Source organism: Streptomyces sp. Tu 3180 (assembly GCF_009852415.1).
Taxonomy (GTDB): Bacteria; Actinomycetota; Actinomycetes; order Streptomycetales; family Streptomycetaceae; genus Streptomyces.
On the sequence record NZ_WOXS01000002.1, the window covers coordinates 3,871,806 to 3,891,305 of the forward strand.

Below are 19,500 nucleotides of genomic sequence, written 5' to 3' on the forward strand. Positions count from 1 at the left end.
CGGACCGCATCAACTCGCTGACCTGCGGTTCATCCCGCGCGCCTGTGTTGTTTGGGACGAGATCGTTTCTCGACGTACATCCGTTCGTCGGCGGACTTCAACACTTCGTCCGCCGTCATTCCGCAATGTGCCCATCCGATGCCGAAGCTGGCCCCGACCCGCACGGCCCGGCCCTCGGCCCGGATGGGCTGGATGATCTCGTTGCGCAGCCGTACGGCGAGGTCCTGGGCGTCGGCCCGGCCGAGCCCGTCGGCGAGGATCACGAACTCGTCGCCGCCGAGCCGGGCGACGGTGTCGCCGTCGCGGACGCCGTTGCTGAGCCTGCGGGCGACCTCGATGAGCACCGCGTCACCCGCGTTGTGCCCGAACCGGTCGTTGATCGACTTGAAGCCGTCGAGGTCGCAGAAGAGCACCGCGAGCCCCTTGGTGCCGTCGTCGGACTCCCCGGCGGGGGCGACGGTGTGCACGTGGTGGTCGTAGCCGTCGTACGCGTCGGCGTCGGGCGGGAAGTCGAAGTCGTGGCCGCGGTCGAAGACGGGCGGGCCGTAGGCCCCGTCCGGGGAGTCGTACGCGTCGGGCGAGCCGAAGGACTCGTAGGGGCCCAGGGAGCCGACGGCGGGCAGCGCGCTCTGCGGCTGCTGCCGGCACAGCCGGGCGGAGAGCCGGGCGCGCAGTTCGGCGGAGTTCGGCAGGCCGGTGAGGGAGTCGTGGGAGGCGCGGTGGGCGAGCTGGAGCTCGCGGCGCTTGCGCTCCTCGATGTCCTCGACGTGGGTGAGCAGGAAACGCGGCCCGTCGGCGGCGTCGGCGACGACGGAGTTGCGCAGCGACACCCAGACGTAGCTGCCGTCGCGGCGGCCCAGGCGCAGCTCGGCGCGCCCGCCCTCGGCGGAGGTGCGCAGCAGGGTGCCTATGTCCTCGGGGTGGACGAGGTCGGAGAAGGCGTAGCGGCGCATCGCGGAGGCGGGGCGGCCGAGCAGCCGGCACAGGGCGTCGTTGGTGCGCAGGATCCGGCCGTGCTGGTCGCCGCCCATCTCGGCGATGGCCATGCCGGAGGGGGCGTACTCGAAGGCCTGCCGGAAGCTCTCCTCGCTGGCGCGCAGCGCCTGCTGTTCGCGCTCGAGGCGGACCAGGGCGCGCTGCATGTTGGCGCGCAGCCGGGCGTTGCTGATCGCGATGGCGGCCTGGAAGGCGTACATCTGGAGCGCCTCGCGGCCCCAGGCGCCGGGCCGGCGGCCGTTGCGCGGGCGGTCCACGGACAGCACGCCGAGCAGCTCGCCGGAGGTGCCGCCGCCCTGCGGGCCGGGCGCGTACATCGGGGCGAAGAGGCGGTCGGAGGGGTGCCACTCGTCCTCGAAGCGGGGCGCGGGCCCGTCGGTGTACCACTGCGGGACGTCGTCGTCGTCGAGGACCCAGCCCTCGGTGTGCGGGATGAAGATCAGGTCGCCCCAGCGCTCGCCCATGGTCAGGCGGCGCTCCCAGGAGTCGCGCGAGCCGACGCGGCCGGTGATGAGGGCCTCGGCGGCGGGGTTGCCGGCGAAGGCGGCGACGACCAGGTCGCCGTCGGGGCGCACGAGGTTGACGCAGGCCAACTCGTACCCGAGGGCGTTCACGACGCCGTCGGCGACGGTCTGCAACGTGTCCGCCAGGCTGCGGGCCGTGTTCAACGCGGCCATGACCTGGTGCAGTTGTCGCAGGGACGCAAGACGGACGTAGGGTTCCGACTCGGCCTCCATGCTCGCCCTCCCCCCGAGACCTCGGAGCGAATCAAGGGTTCTCTTCGGCGCCTTTCCCGATGGTGCCCCGGCAGCTTCCCCGCCACTGAATCACAGCGCGCTGCCCACTCGGTACACAGGGTCAACAATTCTTGCCCCTTGTGACTCAAGTCACAGGTAAACGTGAACAATTGCGTGGTCTTTCCGCGATTTCCGCATGCGTTTACCGAGCACGTCCTTTGTTGCGGTTGCGCGTGACCCGTGCGGATTCCGTGCCGGTCCCCCGCAGGTCCGGTGCCGGATCGGCCGCCGGTCCTAGGTCCCCGCTCGGGCCGGGGTCCGATGCGGTGCGCGTGGAGCGGAGATTAGCGTTCTGGACGTGCCGAACACTCCAGCCGCCCCGTCCCCGGTCACCCCTCCCCCCGCCGCCCGGCATGCTGAGGGGGTGAGCAACGACGAGTTCCGCGCCGCCATGTCCCGTCTGGCCGCCGGCGTGGTCCTGGTGACCGCGCAGGAGCCGCCGCTGGACCCCGGCGACCCGCGGGCACCGGCCGGCGAGGACGCCGGCATGACGGCGACCGCGTTCCTGTCGGTCTCCCTGGACCCGCCGCTGGTGCTGGTCAGCGTGCGCGAGGGCTCCCGCATGGACGACCTGCTCGACGAGCAGCCCCTGTGGGCGGTGTCCGTGCTGTCCGAGAGCCAGCGGCACATAGCGGGCCGCTTCGCGATGAAGGGCCGCCTCAGCGACCGCCTCCTCTTCGAGGACATCCCCTGCGTCCGGGGCGAGCACACCGGGGCCCCGCTGGTGGGCGGCGCGCTGGCGACCCTGGAGTGCCGCACCGAGCAGCGGGTGGCCGCCGGGGACCACACCCTGGTGATCGGCCGCGTCCTGGCGGCCCGGCTGCCGAGCGCGGACGGGGGGCCGCTGATGTATTTCCGCGGCCGTTACCGGCAGTTGGGCTGAGCGCCGGCGACCGGCCCCTGCCTTTCCCGGCCGTGAAATCCCTTTTACCGGGCGGGATTTCCGCGCCTAAGGTGCCCGGATGACGACGACCGCACTCCGCCTCGAAGAGATCACCGCCGAGAACCTCGACGCCGCCCTCGGCGTACGGGTCCGTCCCGACCAGGAATTCGCGGTCGCGCCGGTGGTGAAGTCCCTCGCCGAGGCCTACGTCCACCCCACCACCGCCTGGCCCCGGCTGATCAGGGACGGTGACCGCGCGGTCGGCTTCCTGATGGCCTTCTTCGACATCGACTGGCACGAGGACGGCGGCAGCGTCGTCCGCTCCGGCCTGTGGCGGCTGAACATCGCCGCGGACGCGCAGGGCAGGGGCTACGGACGGTTCGCCGTGGAGTCGGTGGCCGCCGAGATCCGCCGCCGCGGCGGCACCGAGCTCCACGTCTGCTGGCACCCGGGCCCGTCCGGCCCGGAGGACTTCTACCTGGGCCTGGGCTTCCGCAAGAACGGCGAGGTCGTCGAGGACGAGACGGTGGGCGTGCTGGACCTGGGCTGAACGGTCCCGCCGGCCCCGGTCACCTCACCCCCAGTCCCGCGCGGAGCGCCCCCGCTTCGTCTCCGAGCGCTGCTTCTTCTCCCGCAGCCGGCGCTCGTTGATGCCGCGCGGGACGCGGGTCGGCCTGCGGGGCCTGGGCGGGGGCGCGGTGGCCTCGGCGAGCAGCGCCGCGAGGCGCACGGCGGCGGCCTCCCGGTTGCGCCACTGGGAGCGGTGCTCGGAGGCGCGGACGGTGACGACCCCTCCGACCAGCCGGCCGGCCAGCCGCTCGAGCGCCCGCTGCTTCCACACCTCGGGCAGCGCCCGGGTCCGGGCGAGGTCGAAGCGGAGCTCGACCTGCGAGTCGCTGGTGTTCACGTGCTGACCGCCGGGCCCCGACGACCGCGAGAAACGCCACATGAGCTCGGCCTCGGGCAGGGAGACGGAGCCGCGGACGGGATAGGGACCGGACATGTCGTCCATGTTCCCGCTCCTGACCGGTCCACGTCACCCGAATAATTCCGGTAAAGAAAGTAAAGCGACCTGGAACCTCGTGTACCCCTCTCCGCGTTCAAGGGGGTAGCTGTAGCTTCTAGCGGTACGCACACGAGGGAAGGGACTCCCAACAATGGCTGTAAGCCTGTCCAAGGGTGGCAACGTCTCGCTCACCAAGGAGGCTCCGGGCCTGACCGCCGTCACCGTGGGCCTCGGCTGGGACGTCCGCACCACCACCGGCACGGACTTCGACCTCGACGCGTCGGCGATCGCGGTCAACACGCAGGGCAAGGTCTACTCGGACGCCCACTTCGTCTTCTTCAACAACAAGCAGACCCCGGACAACACCATCGTCCACACCGGTGACAACCGCACCGGTGAGGGCGCCGGCGACGACGAGGCGATCAACGTCAACCTGGCCGCGCTCCCGGCCGACGTCGACAAGATCGTCTTCCCGGTCTCGATCTACGACGCCGAGAACCGCAGCCAGAACTTCGGCCAGGTGCGCAACGCCTACATCCGCATCGTCAACCAGGCCGGCGGCGCCGAGATCGCCCGCTACGACCTGTCGGAGGACGCCGCCACCGAGACCGCCATGGTCTTCGGCGAGCTGTACCGCAACGGCGCGGAGTGGAAGTTCCGCGCGGTCGGCCAGGGCTACGCCTCGGGCCTGGCCGGCATCGCCCAGGACTTCGGCGTGAACGTCTGACGGACGCCCCGTCCGCAGCACCCCGCTTCCGCGCGCAGCCCCCGGCCACGGTGAGGACGGGCCGGGGGCTCCGGCGCGCGGGCGAAGCCCCCTCCCCGCGCCGCCCCGCCCCTCCCGGGCGCGCACGCCGGAGCGTCCTCGCAGGAACCGGACGGCGGCACGGCGGCGGCACCGGCCGGGCACCCGTGCGGGCGGACGCGCCGTCCCGTGACACCATCACCCCGTGCTCGACATCGGCTACGCCCTCTCCAACCGCTTCCCCGACCCGCCGCAGACCGACTACCGCCGCGCGGACGTCCATGCCCTGCGCCACGACCTGTTCTGCGGTGACGTCTACCTCGCCGACACCGAGTCGGACCGCGAGGTGTCCACGGCCTGGGGATGGGTGCCGGTGCTCGACTTCGCCTGGGCGCTGTGCGACATCGTGGAGCGCGTCGACCGGGACCCGGCGGGCTCCAGGGCCTCCCGCCCCCAGCGGGCCGAGCTGGACTTCACCGAGTCCACCGACCGCCTGCTCTTCGAGCGCCGCTTCGGGTGGGTGGACATCGAGGCGGAGTGGCTGCCGGCCTCCGAGCCCCCGCTGACCTTCTCCCACGCCGAACTCCGCCGCGAGGCCCGCGACTTCCTGCACGACCTCCTCGCCGACCTGGTCGACCTGCACGAGGACCTCGGCGAGAACCCGGCCGTCTGGACCCTCCAGGCCCGCTACCCCCGGGTGGGGTGACCACCGCGCCGCCCGGCGCCCGCCCTGTTCACCCCTCCACCCGGAGCCCCATCTCCGCCGCCAGCAGCGGCGCCAGGTCCAGCAGCTGCGCCGTACCGATCACCGCCCCCGACAGCCGGTCCGTGCCCCGCGCGATCTCCAGGGGCGCGGCCCCGCGCAGGTCCACGTCCGTGAGCACGGCGCCGGTGAGGTCCGCCCCCTTCAGCGCGCAGTCCACGAACTCCACACGCTCCAGCCGGGCCCCGCCGAAGTCCGGCTCGACCAGGACGCAGCCCTCGAACACGACGTCCTTGAGCCGGGCCGCGCGCAGGTTCAGGAAGTCGATCTTTCCGCCCCGGACCAGCACCCGCTCCAGCACCGCCCCGTGCAGCTGCGTCCCCCCGAGACGCGCGTCGCTCACCTCGACGTCCCGCAGGGTCGCCCCGGCCAGGTCCGTCCCCACGCCCCGGACGCCGGCGAGGACCGAGTCCAGCAGCCGCGCCCCGGGCAGCCGCGTCCCGTCCAGCGCGCACTCCGCCAGCGCGCAGTCCAGGAAGCGCGCCCCCGCCCCGTCCTGCCCGGCGAGGTCCGCCCCGCGGAACTCCAGCCCGTCGTAGTCCCCGTCCGGCTCCAGCCCGCCCCCCTCGAACCGCTCCAGCGCGGGCAGCCTCGTCCCGGGTCGCCGCGCCCCCCTCACACCCGGACCGCCCACCGCTCTCCTCGCCATGCCCCCATGCTGCACCCCGCCACTGACAACCACGCCGGCCTGCGGGAATCCCGCGCATGTCACATTCCGGGGCCCCCGAGGAGTCGTAGGAGCGGACCACCCGAAGGCGACCTCGAGCACGTTCGAGCAAGGGAGACCCCCGCCATGCACCGCATCACCGTCATCGGAGGCGGCTTCGCCGGACTCACCGCGGCGATCACCGCCGCCGAGGCGGGCGCCAAGGTCACCGTCCACGAGGCCCACCACACCCTCGGCGGGCGGGCCCGCACCGCCGACGGCCCGTACCGGACGAACGAGGGGCCGCACGCCCTCTACAACGGCGGCCCGCACTGGTCCTGGCTCCGCCGGCGCGGCCTCATCGGCCCGCTCGCCCCGATCCCGCCCCTGGAGGCGGCCCGGCTGCGCCTGCGCCACCGGGGCGCGCTGCGCCGCACCCCGCCCTTCGCGATGCTGAAACTGCTGCGCCGCGGCGGCGCGCAGGCGCCCGTCGACACCGACTTCCTCAGCTGGGCCACCGCCCTCGCCGGCGAGGAGGCCGCGCGGGCCGCCGCCCACTACTGCGCGGTCGCGCTGTTCCACCACGACCCGGGCTCCCTGTCCGCCGCCTTCGTGCAGGAACGCCTGCGCCGCGCCACCAGGCTGCCCCCGGAGGCGCACTACCCGCGCGGCGGCTGGGGCGGGCTCATCGACCGGATGGCCGCCCACGCCTGGAACCTGGGCGTGCGGATGGAGACCCTGTCCCGCGTCGACACCCTGCCCACCGACACCCCGGTCGTCGTCGCCACCTCCCTCGACTCCGCCCGCCGCCTCCTGGGCGACCCCTCGCTGACCTGGCCGAGCGGCCGCACCGTCCTCGTCGACCTCGCCGTGCGCACCCGGCGCGGGGACGCGTTCGTCGTGTCCGACCTGGACGCGCCGGGCTGGCTGGAGCGGTTCACCGCCCAGGACCGCACCCTCGCCCCGGCCGGCGAGCAGCTGGTCCAGGGCCAGATCCCGGTCGCCCCGCACGAGTCCAAGACCGACGGCGTCGCGCGCGCCGAGGAGCTGCTGGACCTGGGCTTCGACGGCTGGCGCGAACGGGTCACCTGGCGGCGGGAGGCGGTGGCGAACGGGCGGACCGGCGCCGTCGACCCGCCCGGCACCAGCTGGCGCGACCGGCCCGCCGTCGACCGCGGCGACGGCGTCTACCTCGCCGGTGACCAGGTCGCCGCGCCCGGCGTGCTCTCCGAGGTCTCCTTCAACAGCGCCCTGACGGCCGTCGCCCTCGCCCTCGGCCGGCACGAGCTTGACCTCAAGCATGCTTGAGGTCGCACCGTGGGGGCGTAGCGGCAACCGACACCCACGGGGGATCCGACATGCACGCCGTCCGCCTGCACGCCTTCGGCCCGGCCGAGAACCTCACCTACGAGCAGGTCGAGGACCCGCGGCCGGGTCCCGGCCAGGTCCGCGTCGCCGTCCGGGCGGCCGGGGTCCACCTCCTGGACACGGCCCTCCGCCGGGGACACCGGGGCCCCGCCCCCGCCCCGGCCGTCCTGCCGACCGTCCCCGGCCGCGAGGTCGCCGGAGTCGTCGACGCCCTCGGCGAGGGCACGCCCGCCGACTGGCTCGGCAAGCGGGTCGTCGCCCACCTCGGCTTCGCCCCCGGCGGCTACGCGGAGCTGGCCGTCACCGACGCCGCCCGCCTGCACGTGATACCGGAGCGGCTCGACTTCGCCGAGGCGGTCGCCATGATCGGCACGGGCCGTACGGCGATGGGGATCGTGCAGTTCGCCGAACCGGGCCCCGGCGACGTGGTCGTCGTCCCCGCGGCGGCCGGCGGCCTCGGCACCCTCCTCGTGCAGTACGCCAGGAACGCCGGCGCCACCGTCATCGGCCTCGCGGGCGGCCCCGCGAAGACCGCCCGGGTGGCGGCGAACGGCGCCGACCTCGCCGTCGACTACACCGCCCCGGACTGGCCCGAACGGCTCGCCGGTCACCGGGGCGGGGTCACCCTCGTGTACGACGGCGTGGGCGGCGACGTCGCCCGCACGGTCGTCGGCCTCCTCGCCCCCGGCGGCCGGCACCTCGTCTTCGGCTGGTCGGCCCAGGGCCTCGACAGCGACAGCCCGTACCTCGTCGACGGCGTCTCCGAGAACGTCCTCGGCCCCGGGATGATGCGCAGGGCCGGCGGCCCCGACCCCGTGCGCACCCTGGAGCTCCGCGCCCTCACCGAGGCCGCCGAGGGCCGGCTCACCCCCGCCGTCCACCGCTTCCCCCTCGCCGAGGCCGCCGCCGCCCACCGGGCCCTGGAGAACCGGGGCACGACCGGGAAGGTCGTCCTGGAGCCGTGAAGGCTCCCGGCCCCTCCCCCGGCCTCCGTCCCCCGGCCCCCTCCCCCGGACCTCCTCAATCCGCGTGCCCCGGCTCCCGTACGCCGCTACCGTGCGCAGGGTGATCGACGTCCCCGAGGAACTCGCCGCGTCCCAGGAGAAGTTCAACAAGGAGGCGGGCCGGGCCTTCATCGCCGCCCTGCCGGACCTGACCGCCGCCTTCCTCGACCGCTGGGACCTGCGCGTCACCGGTGCGCCCATGCACGGCGTGAGCGCCCTGGTCCTGCCGGTCGACCGCGCGGACGGCACACCGGCGGTGCTGAAGCTCCAGATCCGCGACCACGAGAGCGAGGGCGAGCCGGTCGCGCTGCGCCTGTGGGACGGCGACGGCGCGGTCCGCCTGCTGGACCACGACGAGCCCACCGGCACCATGCTCCTGGAACGCCTCGACGCCTCCCGGATGCTCGCGCACCAGCCGGACGTCCACGAGCGCGTCCTGGTGATCGCCCGCCTGCTCGCCCACCTCAACGCCACCCCGGCGCCCGAGGGCATGCGCCGCCTCGGCGACATGGCCGAGGCCATGCTGGAGCGGACCCCCCGGGCCCTGGAGCGCATCCCGGACCCGGCGGCCCGCCGCATCGTCGCCGACTGCGCGGCCGCCCTGCGGGAGGTCGCCGGCGAGCCCGGGGACCGGCTGCTGCACTGGGACCTGCACGACGAGAACGTCCTGGCCTCGGACCGCGCCCCGTGGCTCGCCATCGACCCCAAACCCCTGGCCGGCGACCCGGGGTTCGAGCTCTGGCCCGCCCTGGACAACAGCTTCGACGCCGACGACGTCGGCTGGCGCTTCGACGCCATGACCGACGTCCTCGGCCTGGACCGCGAGCGGGCGCGCGCGTGGACGTACGGGCGCCTGCTGCAGAACTGCCTGTGGGACCTCGAGGACGGCCGCCCCCTGGAGGAGCGCCAGCTGGAGATCGCCCGCCGCCTGCGCGGCCGTACGGCACGGAAGATCCCGGGCCGGTGAGGTCCGGCCCGGGATCTGCTGGAGCCCCCTGTCGGATTCGAACCGACGACCTGCTGTTTACAAGACAGCTGCTCTGACCATCTGAGCTAAGGAGGCGCCGCGCGGCGCGCGCGAGGGCTGGTCCACTGTACACAGAGCCGGTTTCGCCGGGCCACGCACTTGCGGGAGTCGCCCCCGCCCGTTCACTCCAGGCCGTACGTGAAGGTGTACGGCACCTCCGTCTGCCCGTGCCGGTAGGTGAAACCGCCCGTGCCGCGCAGCCCCGTCAGCCCTCCGGTGCCCGAGCCCCCGACGACCTCGAAGGAGCAGTGCACGGTGCCGTCCTCCTCGAAGCGCCCGCGCTCCTCGAGGACGAAGGTCCCCTCGCGCCCGTCGACGCGGCCGCCGACGAGCTCCTTCCCGGCGAAGGTGCCGGTCGTCCCGGCCAGGTAGGCGATCGCGTAGACGCAGGCCGTGGCCTCGGCCTCGATGCCGCCCGAGAAGGAGTTGACGACCGTGGCGCGCGCGAGCCGGGGCAGGACGTCCTCCGGGGTGACGGGTTCCTCCTTCCAGTCGGCGAAGGTGAAGTGGCCGGTGGTGGTCCGGGTGGTGGGCATGGGTGTCCCCTTCCGCTACGGGTCCGGTGCGCCCCGTCGCGCGTCCGGTGTGCGCCCACCCTCCCGCCCGTACCTGACACCTCCTGTCAGGTACGGGCGGGACAATGGGTCCGTGCGCGCCGACCGGCTTCTCTCCCTGCTCCTGCTGCTGCAGAACCGCGGCCGGATGACCGCCTCCGAACTCGCGGCGGAGCTCGAGGTGTCGGTGCGCACCGTCTACCGGGACATCGAGGCGCTCGGCGCGTCCGGGGTGCCGGTGCGGGCGGAGCGCGGGCCGGAGGGCGGCTACCGCCTGATGGAGGGGTACCGCACGCGGCTGACCGGGCTGACGGACGCGGAGGCCGGGTCGCTGTTCCTGGCCGGGCTGCCGGGACCGGCCAGGGAGCTGGGCCTGGGGGCCGTCCTGGCGAGCGCCCAGCTGAAGGTGGAGGCCGCCCTTCCGGGTGAACTGGCCGCACAGGCGCGGCGGGTGCGCGAGCGGTTCCACCTGGACGCGCCGGCCTGGTTCCGGGACGCCGACCCCGTGCCGCACCTGGAGACCGTCGCGCGGGCGGTGTGGGAGCGGCGGGTGCTGCGCACCCGCTACCGGCGCTGGCGCGGCGAGGTGCACCGCGAGGTGCGCCCCCTGGGTCTCGTGCTGAAGGGCGGCATCTGGTACCTGGCGGCGCTGGCGGAGGACGCCGTGCGCACCTACCGGGTGTCGCGGTTCCAGGCGGTGGAGGAGACGGGCGAGGAGTTCACCCGTCCGGCCGGCTTCGACCTGGCCGCGTACTGGTCGGAGTCCTCCCGGCGGATGGAGGCGGCGCTGCACCAGGGCACGGCCCGACTGCGGCTCTCGCCGCGCGGCCGGAAGCTGCTGCCGATGCAGTTCGGGGCGGCGGGGGTGCGGGCGCTCGCCGCCGCGGGGCCGCCGGACGGCGAGGGGTGGGTGGAGGTGGAGCTGTCCGTCGAGTCGGAGGCGGTCGCGACCGGCGATCTGCTCCGGCTGGGCGTCGAGGCGGAGGTGCTCGGTCCACCGGGGCTGCGGCGGGCGGTCGCGGCGGCCGTGGCGGTGCTCGCGGACCGGTACGCGGCCGAGGGGTGATCCCGCGCTCCACCGGGCGGCGGCCCCGCGGCGACCGGCCGCCGTCCCGGCGGTCGAAAGTTTCCGCGAAATTCACAGCGCCGGAGGTACTGACAAACAAAGTAAACGCCGGGTACCGTCCTGAGCCAGTTCACCCACGTGGACTACACCACAACGGAACACCCGTAGTGGCACCGCCTTCCTACTCGGATCGTCCGGCACGTTCCTGCCGGTAGAAGGGGACCATTCACCATGGCCACTGTCACGTTCGACAAGGCGACCCGGATCTACCCGGGTTCCACCAAGCCCGCCGTCGACGCCCTCGACATCGAGATCGCGGACGGCGAGTTCCTCGTCCTGGTCGGCCCGTCCGGCTGCGGCAAGTCCACCTCGCTCCGGATGCTCGCGGGGCTCGAGGACGTCAACGGCGGCGCCATCCGCATCGGCGACCGCGACGTCACGCACCTGCCGCCCAAGGACCGGGACATCGCCATGGTGTTCCAGAACTACGCGCTCTACCCGCACATGACGGTCGCCGACAACATGGGCTTCGCGCTCAAGATCGCCGGCGTCAACAAGGCGGAGATCCGGCAGAAGGTCGAGGAGGCCGCGAAGATCCTCGACCTGACGGAGTACCTGGACCGCAAGCCGAAGGCGCTCTCCGGCGGTCAGCGCCAGCGTGTCGCCATGGGCCGCGCCATCGTGCGCGAGCCGCAGGTGTTCCTCATGGACGAGCCGCTGTCCAACCTGGACGCCAAGCTCCGCGTGTCCACCCGTACGCAGATCGCCTCGCTCCAGCGCCGCCTGGGCATCACCACCGTCTACGTCACCCACGACCAGGTCGAGGCCCTGACCATGGGCGACCGGGTCGCGGTCCTCAAGGACGGTCTGCTCCAGCAGGTCGACACCCCGCGCAACATGTACGACAAGCCCGCCAACCTCTTCGTCGCCGGCTTCATCGGCTCCCCGGCCATGAACCTGGTCGAGGTCCCGGTCACCGACGGCGGCGTGAAGTTCGGCAACTCGGTGGTGCCGGTGCAGCGCGAGGCGCTGGCCTCCACCAGCGACAAGACCGTCACCGTGGGCGTCCGCCCCGAGCACTTCGACGTGGCCGGCGCCGACTCCGACCTGGGTGTCGCGGTCACCGTCAACGTCGTGGAGGAGCTGGGCTCCGACGCGTTCGTCTACGGCACCGCGCAGGTCGGCGGCGAGGCCAAGGACCTCGTGGTCCGCGTCGGCGGCCGTGAGGTCCCGGAGAAGGGCAGCACGCTGCACGTCGTGCCGCGGGCGGGCGAGACCCACGTGTTCTCGACCTCGACCGGTGCGCGCCTGTCCGACTGAGGAACCGGGCGAAACGTACGACTGAGGGCGATTCACCCGAGGTGATGAAGAGGGGCCCCGCAGGCTGCTGCGGGGCCCCTCTTCTTGTCGACAAACACCCCGGCACAACGGTCATTTCGAGCAGTGTGCGTCAACACGCGCCCGCGCGACCCGGGCCCTGCCGTCCCTCGAACCGGTGACGGCGAGTTTCCACCCCGCTACCTGCCGCTACCCTCACACGCGTGAAGCACTCCACGAACCCTCAGACGCGACGCGGCGGGGGCCCCGCCCTCCGGGTCGGCCGCACCCTCGCCTTCGTCCTGCCCGTCGTCCTGGTGCTCTCCGGGACCCTCGCGGTCGCGCGAGTCAACTGGTCGGGGAACCCCTCGAGCCCGGTGCTCACCGTCGCGGACGCCTCCGTCTCCGGCGCCTCCCCGCGTGCCGCGGGACGCGCGCCGCAGGACGTGCTGCGCGACACGCTGCTGGTCGAACTGCAGGAGGAGGACCCGGGCGTGGCGCTCACCCACCTCCAGCAGGCCGTCGACGACCGCCCGTCGCTGGCGAGGTACTGCGCGTCCATCGCCCGCTCCCTCGGCAGGGCCGCGGTCCGGATGTACGGCCCCACCAGGGCCCAGTCCTACGCCCGTCCGGTCTGCGACACCTCCTTCGCGTCGGGGGTCGTCGCCGCCCGGCGCTGAGCGCACGGCCCGCCACGCCGGCCGCACGGCACCGCGGCGGTGCCGGCGCGAGGGGCCACCGGAGACCCGTCCGCCCGCGGGGCGCCACGTACAGTTCGCTCATGACCGATCCGAGCGCCGCGTCCCGCCCCCTCCAAGCCGTCGTCCTGGCCGGCGGCCAAGGCTCCCGGCTCCGTCCGTACACCGACGACCGGCCCAAGCCGATGGTCGAGATCCCCGGCACGGGGACCCCGATCATCGGCCATCAGCTCTCCTGGCTCGCCGAGGAGGGCGTGACGGACGTGGTGGTCTCCTGCGGCCACCTCGCCGAGGTCCTGCAGAAGTGGCTGGAGACCGTGGACCTGCCCGTCTCCGTCACCACCGTCGTCGAGACGGAGCCCCTCGGCCGCGGCGGCGGCCTGAAGTACGCCGCCGCGCACCTCCCGTACCCGGACCGGCCCTGGTACGCCACCAACGGCGACATCTGGACCCGTTTCTCGCTGCGCGACATGGCGGACTTCCACACCGAGCGGGACGCCGTCGCGACCCTCGCCCTGGCCCGCCCGCGCATCCCGTGGGGCGCGGTGCGCACGGACGGCTTCGGCCACATCACCGACTTCATCGAGGCCCCGCCGTCGACCTTCGAGATCAACGCGGGCGTGTACGTCTTCTCCCCCGAGTTCACCGGTCTGCTCCCGGAGCGCGGCGACCACGAGCGCACCACGTTCCCGCACCTGGCGCGCGAGCGCCGGCTGGCCGGGTTCCCGATCCCCCAGGGCTCCTACTGGCGGGCGATCGACACCGCCAAGGACCTGACGGAGGCGGCGAAGGAGCTGGCGGCGCAGAAGCGCTGACCCGCCCGGCACCTCCTCACCCGGCACGTCTTCCGCCCGCACACGGCGAAGGGGTCCCGCACGGACGGTGCGGGACCCCTTCGCCGTGTGCGGGCGGGTGGCCCCTACCCCAGGAGGCCGCCCACGAGGCCCCGTTCCCCGGTGGAGCCGCCGCCGCTGCCGCCGCCGCCACTGCCACCGCTCGGGGTGCCGCTGCCGCCGCCGGTGGCGCTGCCGCCCGAGGTCGGACCGGAACTGGTGCTCGGCGCCTGCCCGGCCGGGGAGGACTGCTGGGGCGGCGCCTGCCCGGTGCTGCCCCGGGTCTGGCTGGGGGCGCCGGTGACGGCGCCGGCGCCCTGGGTCGCACCGGGGGTGGTGGATCCGGCGGACGGGCCGGTCGAGCCGGACGTCGCGGCGCTCCGGCTGGGGGAGGTGGAGGCCGACGGGGTGCGCCGCTCCGGCGACTCGCCGGGCTCCTGCGGGAGCGGGGAGCCGGGGAGTTCGTTGCGCGGGGCCTCTCCGGGGCCCGGGACCACCACGCGGTCGGCGTCCCGGACGGCGCCGCCGAGCAGCGAGCCGACGAGCAGGGTGAGCCCGCAGACGACGGCGGTGACGAGGGCGCCGCGGCGCAGGACGTGGCGGCGCAGGTCCCAGATGTCGGCGCGGGGGCCGAGCCGGCGCCAGGCGCCGCCCGCGAGGCGGCCGTCGACGGAGTAGACGGGGGCGCCCGCGATGATCAGCGGGGACCAGGCGGCGAGGTAGATGATGTCGGGCGTCTCGTAGACGGGGGCGCTCTTCCAGCTCACGGTGACCAGCAGTGCCGCCGAGAGCAGCGCGCCGAACGCGGCCGCCAGGCGCTGCCAGCAGCCGAGGACGGTCAGGACGCCGACGACGACCTGGAGGAAGGCGATGGCCAGTCCCGAGCCGACGGGGTGCTCCAGGGCGAACCGGCGCAGCGGCTCGGCGACGTCCCAGGGGTGCAGGGTGTGCAGCCACTTGACCATGGAGCCGCGCTTGCCGCCCTCGAAGTAGAGGGGGTCGCAGAGCTTGCCCATCCCGGCGTAGACGGAGATGGATCCGAGCAGGACCCGCAGCGGGAGCAGGACGACGCCGAGGTTCATCCGGCGGCCGGGGTAGTAGGCGTGCCGGGCCGGGTCGTCGCCGTGCCGCCTGCCGCGCCGGCCGGTGTCCCGGTACCCGGCGGCCCGGTGGGCGCCGGTGTCCTCGAACTCGTCGTCGGCGTAGGCGGGTCCGGGGTGGCCGGGGGCGTCGTGGAAGGGCTCGTCGTAGGCGCTGCCGACCGTGCGCAGGGGGGGCAGCAGGGGGCCGTCGCCGGGCCGGCGCGGGGCGCCGACGAACGGGCTCTCGAGGGGCTGGGTGTCCGGGCCGTCGTCGTGGTCGTCGTGACCGGGGCGGGGGATGACCCGGGTGCCCCCGGTGTCGGCGAGCGGCTCGTCGGCGTGGCGGACGCCTCCGTGCCGCACGGCCTGGAGGAGCCGGTGGGCGCCGGTGTCGTCGGGGGCGGAGCGGCCGCTCCAGACGACGGGACGGCGGCGGGCGGGGGCCTGGCCCGCCGCGCCCATGGTGGTGACGACGGGGATGCGGGCGGTGTCCTCGGCGGCGCTCACGTGCCGTGCGATCCGCGGCGACCGGGCGCGCCGCGCCGAAGCGCCCAGCTGCACGCGGAAGCTGGCGTGATTGACGATGACCTGCGCCGGATCGCTCGGCACCTTCACCATGCTCAGCGCGGGAGCGTCGTCGAGTCCCGACGAGCGGTCCCCCGTGGGTGTGCGGGGTGTTCTGGTGTCCACACTCATCTAACCGAGTGACGTGGTGTTAGGACACTGCCTCGACCTGCCGGATGTGTCCGGACCGCGTCAAGCTGGCCCGGATCACCCGGAACGCCCCGTGTGGGTGACGGCGCCGAACGTCCGTTCAGGCCCGGCGCCGAGCCGCCTCGTACAGGACGATGCCCGCCGCCACACCGGCGTTGAGCGACTCCGCGCCGCCCGGCATCGGGATCCGCACCCGGAAGTCGCAGGTCTCGCCGACCAGCCGGGACAGCCCCTTGCCCTCGCTGCCGACGACGATGACGACCGGGCCCTCGAGCGCGTCCAGCTCGCCGATCTCGGCGTCCCCGTCGGCGGCCAGGCCGACGACCGTGATCCCGGCCTTCTTGTACGCCTCCAGGGCGCGCGTGAGGTTGGTGGCGCGGGCGACGGGCGTACGGGCGGCCGTGCCCGCGGACGTCTTCCAGGCACCGGCGGTCATCCCGGCGGCGCGCCGCTCGGGCACGACCACGCCGTGGCCGCCGAAGGCGGAGACGGAGCGGACGACGGCGCCGAGGTTGCGCGGGTCGGTGACGCCGTCGAGGGCGACGATCAGCGGGTCCTCGCCCTCGTCGTGGGCGCCCGCGACGAGGTCCTCGGGGTGGGCGTACTCGTACGGCGGGACCTGGAGGACCAGGCCCTGGTGGTTCAGGCCGTTGGTCATGCGGTCGAGTTCGGGGCGGGGCGCCTCCATGAGGTTGATCCCGCCGCGCTCGGCCGCGAGCTGGAGCGCCTCGCGCACCCGCTCGTCGTTGTCGATGAACTGCTGGACGTACAGCGTGGAGGCGGGCACGCCCCCGCGCAGCGCCTCGACGACGGGGTTGCGGCCGACGACGAGTTCGGACGCCGAGCGGCCCCCGCCGCGCCGCTGCTGCGGGCGCCCCTGGGCGCGGCGCGCCTTCGCCTGGGCGGCGCGCTGCTTGGCGTGGCCCTTGCGCATCTCGGCGGGCGGCGTCGGCCCCTTGCCTTCGAGGCCCCGGCGCCGCTGGCCGCCACTGCCGACCTGCGCGCCCTTCTTGCCGGACATGCGGCGGTTGTTCGCGGCCATGAGGTATCCGTCTCCGTGAAGTGGTGGGTGCGTGCGTTGCGTCTATGGAGTGTGTCTGTGCGGTGTGCCGCCCGGGCCCCCGGGCGGCACGGCCGATCACGGGGAGCCGCGGGGCTCCCCGTGGACCGCTGCCGGTTCCTCAGCGCGGGCCGAGGCTCCAGCGCGGTCCCTGCGGGCCGTCCTCGATGACCAGCCCGGACTGGTTGAGCTGGTCGCGGATGGCGTCCGCGGTGGTCCAGTCCTTGCGGGCCCGGGCGGCCTCGCGCTGGTCGAGGACGAGGCGGACGAGGCTGTCGACCACGCCGTGCAGGTCCTCGCCGCTCCCGTCCTCGCCGGCCCAGTGCGGGTCGAGGGGGTCGAGGCCGAGGACGCCGAGCATGGCGCGGACCTCGGCGAGGCGGGCGACCACGGCCTCCTTGTCGTCGGCGGCCAGTGCGCTGTTGCCCTGCCGGACGGTGGTGTGCACCACCGCCAGCGCCTGCGGCACGCCCAGGTCGTCGTCCATGGCCTCGGCGAACGCGGGCGGCACCTCGGCGGACGGCTCGACCGGCCCTCCGGCGAGTTCCACGGCGCGCTGCACGAAGCCCTCGATCCGGGCGAACGCGGACTCGGCCTCGCGCAGGGCCTCCTCGCTGTACTCGATCATCGAGCGGTAGTGCGGGGTGCCGAGGTAGTAGCGCAGCACGACGGGCCGCCACCGCTTGACCATCTCGCTGACGAGCACCGAGTTGCCGAGCGACTTCGACATCTTCTCGCCGCTCATGGTGACCCAGGCGTTGTGCACCCAGTAGCGGGCGAACTCGTCGCCGTAGGCCTTGGCCTGGGCGATCTCGTTCTCGTGGTGCGGGAAGACCAGGTCGAGGCCGCCGCCGTGGATGTCGAAGGCGGAGCCGAGGTACTTGTGCGCCATCGCCGAGCACTCCAGGTGCCAGCCCGGGCGCCCGCGGCCCCACGGCGTCTCCCAGCTCGGCTCGCCGGGCCTGGCCGCCTTCCACATGGCGAAGTCGCGCGGGTCGCGCTTGCCGGTCTCGCCCTCGCCGGAGGGCTGGAGGAGGTTCTCCAGCTCCTGGTTGGACAGCTCCAGGTACTGCGGGAACGAGGTGACGGCGAAGTAGACGTTGCCGTCGGCCTCGTAGGCGTGGCCGCGCTCGATGAGGCCGCGCATCATCTCGACCATCTCGGTGATGTGGCCGGTGGCGCGCGGTTCGTAGGTCGGCGGCAGGCAGCCGAGGGCGCGGTAGCCGTCGGTGAAGGCGCGCTCGTTCTCGTAGCCGATGGACCACCAGGGGCGGTTCTGCTCGGCGGACTTGGTGATGATCTTGTCGTCGATGTCGGTGACGTTGCGGACGAACGTCACCTCCAGGCCGCGGTACTCGAACCAGCGGCGCATGATGTCGAAGTTCAGACCCGAGCGGATGTGCCCGATGTGCGGCGCCGCCTGCACGGTGGCACCACACAGGTAGATCGAGACGCAACCCGGATGGAGCGGGGTGAAGTCACGGATCTGCCGGGCGCTGGTGTCGTACAGGCGAATAGTCACGCCTCCAGGGTAGTGGGCACCGGGGCGTGCGGTGCGCCTCACCGTCCCGACGGCGTTTGTCACGCGCGGGCCGGTGCGGGCCGGCCGTGCCCGAGGGGGGCGGGGCCGGGTGCCGGCACGCGGCCCCGCACCCCTCGGGCGGCAGGGTCACCCCTCCCGTACGACCAGGGCCGTCGCCACCGCCATCAGGCCCTCTCCCCTGCCGGGGAAGCCGAGCCCGTCCGTCGTGGCACCCGACACCGACACCGGCGCCCCGGCGGCCTCCGAGAGGAGCTCCTGGGCCTCGTCCCTGCGCCTGCCGATCTTCGGGCGGGGGCCGACCACCTGCACCGCGACGTTGCCGATGCGGAAGCCCGCCTCCCGGACGATCCGGGCGGCCTCCGTCAGCAGGGTCACGCCCGACGCGCCGGACCACTCGGGCCGGCCGGTGCCGAAGTGCTGTCCCAGGTCGCCGAGCCCGGCGGCGGAGAACAGGGCGTTGCAGGCGGCGTGCGCGACGACGTCCGCGTCGGAGTGCCCGGCCAGGCCCGGCCCCTCGCCCTCCCACTTCAGGCCGGCGCACCAGAGCTCGCGGCCCTCCTCGAAGGCGTGGACGTCGGTGCCGATGCCCACCTGTGGCAGCGGGTACGCAGGATGCGCCTCAGAAGCCATCGTTGAGCCTCCTGCGGGCCAGGACCGCCTCCGCGAGGACCAGGTCGAGGGGGCGGGTGACCTTGAAGGCCTCCTCGTGCCCGGGGACGGTGACGACGGCGAGACCGAGCTGCTCGACCATGCTCGCGTCGTCGGTGACGTCGTCGGTCACCGTCTCGTGCGCGCGCACCAGGGCGGCCCGGTCGAAGCCCTGCGGGGTCTGCACCGCACGCAGCAGGGATCGGTCCGGGGTGGCGACCACGCGCTCGGGGTCGCCCGGCGCGGCGGCGGGCTCCACCTGCTTGACGGTGTCGGCGAGCGGCAGCGCGGGGACGACGGCGGGGGCGCCGTCGCGGACGGCCTCGATGACGGCGTCGACGGTGTCCACGGGGACGAGCGGGCGGGCCGCGTCGTGCACCAGGACGATGTCGTAGCCGGGCGGCAGCGCGTCCAGGCCGAGCTTCACGGATTCCTGGCGGCTCTCGCCGCCGGGGACGACGAGGAAGTCGGTCCGCTCGGGCAGGGCGTACGAGTCGAGCAGTGTCTTGACCTCGGCGGCGCCGTCGGGCGGGGCCACGACGACGACCAGGGAGACCGCGCGGGAGGCGGCCATCGCGCGGATCGCGTGGATGAGCATGGGGGTGCCGCCCAGCGCGCGGAGCGCCTTGGGGGCACCCGGTCCGAGGCGTACGCCGCGGCCGGCGGCCGGGATCACGGCCGCCGTGCGGGCGGTCGTACGGCCGGGCGCGGGGGCCGGCGGGGGCGGGGGGAGCGGATCGTCGGACATCG

Annotated in this window: 20 protein-coding genes and 1 tRNA gene; 11 read left to right on the forward strand and 10 right to left on the reverse strand. The window is 74.1% G+C overall.

Annotated features, from left to right (window positions below; translation table 11 throughout):
- Positions 1-29: 29 nt before the first annotated feature.
- A complete protein-coding gene (gene cdgB, locus GL259_RS18220) occupies positions 30-1,733 on the reverse strand; it encodes a diguanylate cyclase CdgB (RefSeq protein ID WP_159534120.1) in 1,704 nt (567 codons plus the stop codon).
- A gap of 358 nt (positions 1,734-2,091) precedes the next feature.
- Here cdgB and GL259_RS18225 point away from each other — a divergent pair, with 358 nt between their 5' ends.
- Both GL259_RS18225 and GL259_RS18230 read left to right on the forward strand, forming a co-directional pair.
- Positions 2,092-2,676, forward strand: coding sequence for a flavin reductase family protein (locus GL259_RS18225; protein WP_159534122.1), 585 nt, complete (start codon positions 2,092-2,094; stop codon positions 2,674-2,676).
- 79 nt (positions 2,677-2,755) lie between these two features.
- A complete protein-coding gene (locus GL259_RS18230) occupies positions 2,756-3,226 on the forward strand; it encodes a GNAT family N-acetyltransferase (RefSeq protein WP_159534124.1) in 471 nt (156 codons plus the stop codon).
- A 24-nt stretch (positions 3,227-3,250) separates the two neighbouring features.
- Here the strand turns inward: GL259_RS18230 and arfB are convergent, their stop codons facing one another.
- Positions 3,251-3,688, reverse strand: coding sequence for an alternative ribosome rescue aminoacyl-tRNA hydrolase ArfB (gene arfB, locus GL259_RS18235; RefSeq protein WP_159534126.1), 438 nt, complete (start codon positions 3,686-3,688; stop codon positions 3,251-3,253).
- Between the two features lie 145 nt (positions 3,689-3,833).
- On the opposite strand from arfB, the gene GL259_RS18240 reads away from it, so the two are divergent.
- On the forward strand, positions 3,834-4,409 hold the full coding sequence (locus tag GL259_RS18240; protein ID WP_159534128.1) for a TerD family protein: 576 nt from the start codon (positions 3,834-3,836) through the stop codon (positions 4,407-4,409).
- A gap of 223 nt (positions 4,410-4,632) precedes the next feature.
- Positions 4,633-5,133, forward strand: coding sequence for a hypothetical protein (locus tag GL259_RS18245; RefSeq protein WP_159534130.1), 501 nt, complete (start codon positions 4,633-4,635; stop codon positions 5,131-5,133).
- 28 nt (positions 5,134-5,161) lie between these two features.
- Here the strand turns inward: GL259_RS18245 and GL259_RS18250 are convergent, their stop codons facing one another.
- Positions 5,162-5,839, reverse strand: a complete 678-nt coding sequence (locus tag GL259_RS18250; protein ID WP_159534132.1) for a pentapeptide repeat-containing protein — start codon at positions 5,837-5,839, stop codon at positions 5,162-5,164.
- Between the two features lie 144 nt (positions 5,840-5,983).
- Here GL259_RS18250 and GL259_RS18255 point away from each other — a divergent pair, with 144 nt between their 5' ends.
- The 3 genes from GL259_RS18255 (at position 5,984) to GL259_RS18265 (ending at position 9,175) form a co-directional block, all read left to right on the forward strand.
- On the forward strand, positions 5,984-7,144 hold the full coding sequence (locus GL259_RS18255; protein ID WP_159534134.1) for an NAD(P)-binding protein: 1,161 nt from the start codon (positions 5,984-5,986) through the stop codon (positions 7,142-7,144).
- A gap of 50 nt (positions 7,145-7,194) precedes the next feature.
- Positions 7,195-8,169 (forward strand): zinc-binding dehydrogenase, encoded by a 975-nt coding sequence (locus tag GL259_RS18260; RefSeq protein WP_159534136.1) that lies wholly within the window; start codon positions 7,195-7,197, stop codon positions 8,167-8,169.
- Between the two features lie 100 nt (positions 8,170-8,269).
- Entirely contained in the window at positions 8,270-9,175 is a 906-nt protein-coding gene (locus GL259_RS18265) for an aminoglycoside phosphotransferase family protein (RefSeq protein ID WP_208026489.1), read from the forward strand.
- Between the two features lie 19 nt (positions 9,176-9,194).
- Here the strand turns inward: GL259_RS18265 and GL259_RS18270 are convergent.
- Together GL259_RS18270 and GL259_RS18275 are read right to left on the reverse strand one after the other, a co-directional pair.
- Positions 9,195-9,271 (reverse strand) — tRNA-Thr (locus tag GL259_RS18270).
- Between the two features lie 86 nt (positions 9,272-9,357).
- On the reverse strand, positions 9,358-9,771 hold the full coding sequence (locus GL259_RS18275) for a DUF3224 domain-containing protein (protein WP_159534140.1): 414 nt from the start codon (positions 9,769-9,771) through the stop codon (positions 9,358-9,360).
- Between the two features lie 112 nt (positions 9,772-9,883).
- Here GL259_RS18275 and GL259_RS18280 point away from each other — a divergent pair, with 112 nt between their 5' ends.
- The 4 genes from GL259_RS18280 to GL259_RS18295 all read left to right on the forward strand — a co-directional run bounded on the left by GL259_RS18280 (position 9,884) and on the right by GL259_RS18295 (position 13,685).
- Positions 9,884-10,855, forward strand: a complete 972-nt coding sequence (locus GL259_RS18280; protein WP_159534142.1) for a WYL domain-containing protein — start codon at positions 9,884-9,886, stop codon at positions 10,853-10,855.
- A gap of 231 nt (positions 10,856-11,086) precedes the next feature.
- On the forward strand, positions 11,087-12,175 hold the full coding sequence (gene ugpC / locus GL259_RS18285; protein ID WP_159534144.1) for a sn-glycerol-3-phosphate ABC transporter ATP-binding protein UgpC: 1,089 nt from the start codon (positions 11,087-11,089) through the stop codon (positions 12,173-12,175).
- A gap of 221 nt (positions 12,176-12,396) precedes the next feature.
- On the forward strand, positions 12,397-12,852 hold the full coding sequence (locus GL259_RS18290) for a hypothetical protein (RefSeq protein WP_159534146.1): 456 nt from the start codon (positions 12,397-12,399) through the stop codon (positions 12,850-12,852).
- A 101-nt stretch (positions 12,853-12,953) separates the two neighbouring features.
- A complete protein-coding gene (locus GL259_RS18295) occupies positions 12,954-13,685 on the forward strand; it encodes a nucleotidyltransferase family protein (protein WP_159534148.1) in 732 nt (243 codons plus the stop codon).
- A 104-nt stretch (positions 13,686-13,789) separates the two neighbouring features.
- On the opposite strand, the gene GL259_RS18300 is transcribed toward GL259_RS18295, so the two are convergent.
- The 5 genes from GL259_RS18300 to ispD all read right to left on the reverse strand — a co-directional run bounded on the left by GL259_RS18300 (position 13,790) and on the right by ispD (position 19,498).
- Entirely contained in the window at positions 13,790-15,481 is a 1,692-nt protein-coding gene (locus tag GL259_RS18300) for a DoxX family membrane protein (protein WP_166461521.1), read from the reverse strand.
- Between the two features lie 118 nt (positions 15,482-15,599).
- A complete protein-coding gene (gene rlmB / locus GL259_RS18305) occupies positions 15,600-16,541 on the reverse strand; it encodes a 23S rRNA (guanosine(2251)-2'-O)-methyltransferase RlmB (RefSeq protein WP_159534150.1) in 942 nt (313 codons plus the stop codon).
- A gap of 139 nt (positions 16,542-16,680) precedes the next feature.
- Positions 16,681-18,081 carry a cysteine--tRNA ligase gene (gene cysS / locus GL259_RS18310; protein ID WP_159534152.1) on the reverse strand — a complete coding sequence of 467 codons (1,401 nt, stop codon included), beginning with the start codon at positions 18,079-18,081 and terminating at the stop codon, positions 16,681-16,683.
- A gap of 147 nt (positions 18,082-18,228) precedes the next feature.
- Positions 18,229-18,732: a 2-C-methyl-D-erythritol 2,4-cyclodiphosphate synthase gene (gene ispF, locus GL259_RS18315; protein WP_159534154.1), complete on the reverse strand. Its 504-nt coding sequence runs from the start codon at positions 18,730-18,732 to the stop codon at positions 18,229-18,231.
- Positions 18,722-19,498: a 2-C-methyl-D-erythritol 4-phosphate cytidylyltransferase gene (ispD, locus tag GL259_RS18320; protein ID WP_159534156.1), complete on the reverse strand. Its 777-nt coding sequence runs from the start codon at positions 19,496-19,498 to the stop codon at positions 18,722-18,724. The genes ispF and ispD overlap by 11 nt, the downstream gene beginning before the upstream one ends.
- Positions 19,499-19,500: the final 2 nt, after the last annotated feature.

What these genes read in the sequence shown, in the direction of transcription:
- cdgB (WP_159534120.1), bottom strand. Translation starts at nt 1,733, where the DNA reads ATGGAGGCCGAGTCGGAACCCTACGTCCGTCTTGCGTCCCTGCGACAA.
- GL259_RS18230 (WP_159534124.1), top strand. Translation starts at nt 2,756, where the DNA reads ATGACGACGACCGCACTCCGCCTCGAAGAGATCACCGCCGAGAACCTC.
- arfB (WP_159534126.1), bottom strand. Translation starts at nt 3,688, where the DNA reads ATGGACGACATGTCCGGTCCCTATCCCGTCCGCGGCTCCGTCTCCCTG.
- GL259_RS18240 (WP_159534128.1), top strand. Translation starts at nt 3,834, where the DNA reads ATGGCTGTAAGCCTGTCCAAGGGTGGCAACGTCTCGCTCACCAAGGAG.
- GL259_RS18250 (WP_159534132.1), bottom strand. Translation starts at nt 5,839, where the DNA reads ATGGCGAGGAGAGCGGTGGGCGGTCCGGGTGTGAGGGGGGCGCGGCGA.
- GL259_RS18255 (WP_159534134.1), top strand. Translation starts at nt 5,984, where the DNA reads ATGCACCGCATCACCGTCATCGGAGGCGGCTTCGCCGGACTCACCGCG.
- GL259_RS18260 (WP_159534136.1), top strand. Translation starts at nt 7,195, where the DNA reads ATGCACGCCGTCCGCCTGCACGCCTTCGGCCCGGCCGAGAACCTCACC.
- GL259_RS18275 (WP_159534140.1), bottom strand. Translation starts at nt 9,771, where the DNA reads ATGCCCACCACCCGGACCACCACCGGCCACTTCACCTTCGCCGACTGG.
- ugpC (WP_159534144.1), top strand. Translation starts at nt 11,087, where the DNA reads ATGGCCACTGTCACGTTCGACAAGGCGACCCGGATCTACCCGGGTTCC.
- GL259_RS18295 (WP_159534148.1), top strand. Translation starts at nt 12,954, where the DNA reads ATGACCGATCCGAGCGCCGCGTCCCGCCCCCTCCAAGCCGTCGTCCTG.
- GL259_RS18300 (WP_166461521.1), bottom strand. Translation starts at nt 15,481, where the DNA reads ATGAGTGTGGACACCAGAACACCCCGCACACCCACGGGGGACCGCTCG.
- rlmB (WP_159534150.1), bottom strand. Translation starts at nt 16,541, where the DNA reads ATGGCCGCGAACAACCGCCGCATGTCCGGCAAGAAGGGCGCGCAGGTC.
- ispF (WP_159534154.1), bottom strand. Translation starts at nt 18,732, where the DNA reads ATGGCTTCTGAGGCGCATCCTGCGTACCCGCTGCCACAGGTGGGCATC.
- ispD (WP_159534156.1), bottom strand. Translation starts at nt 19,498, where the DNA reads ATGTCCGACGATCCGCTCCCCCCGCCCCCGCCGGCCCCCGCGCCCGGC.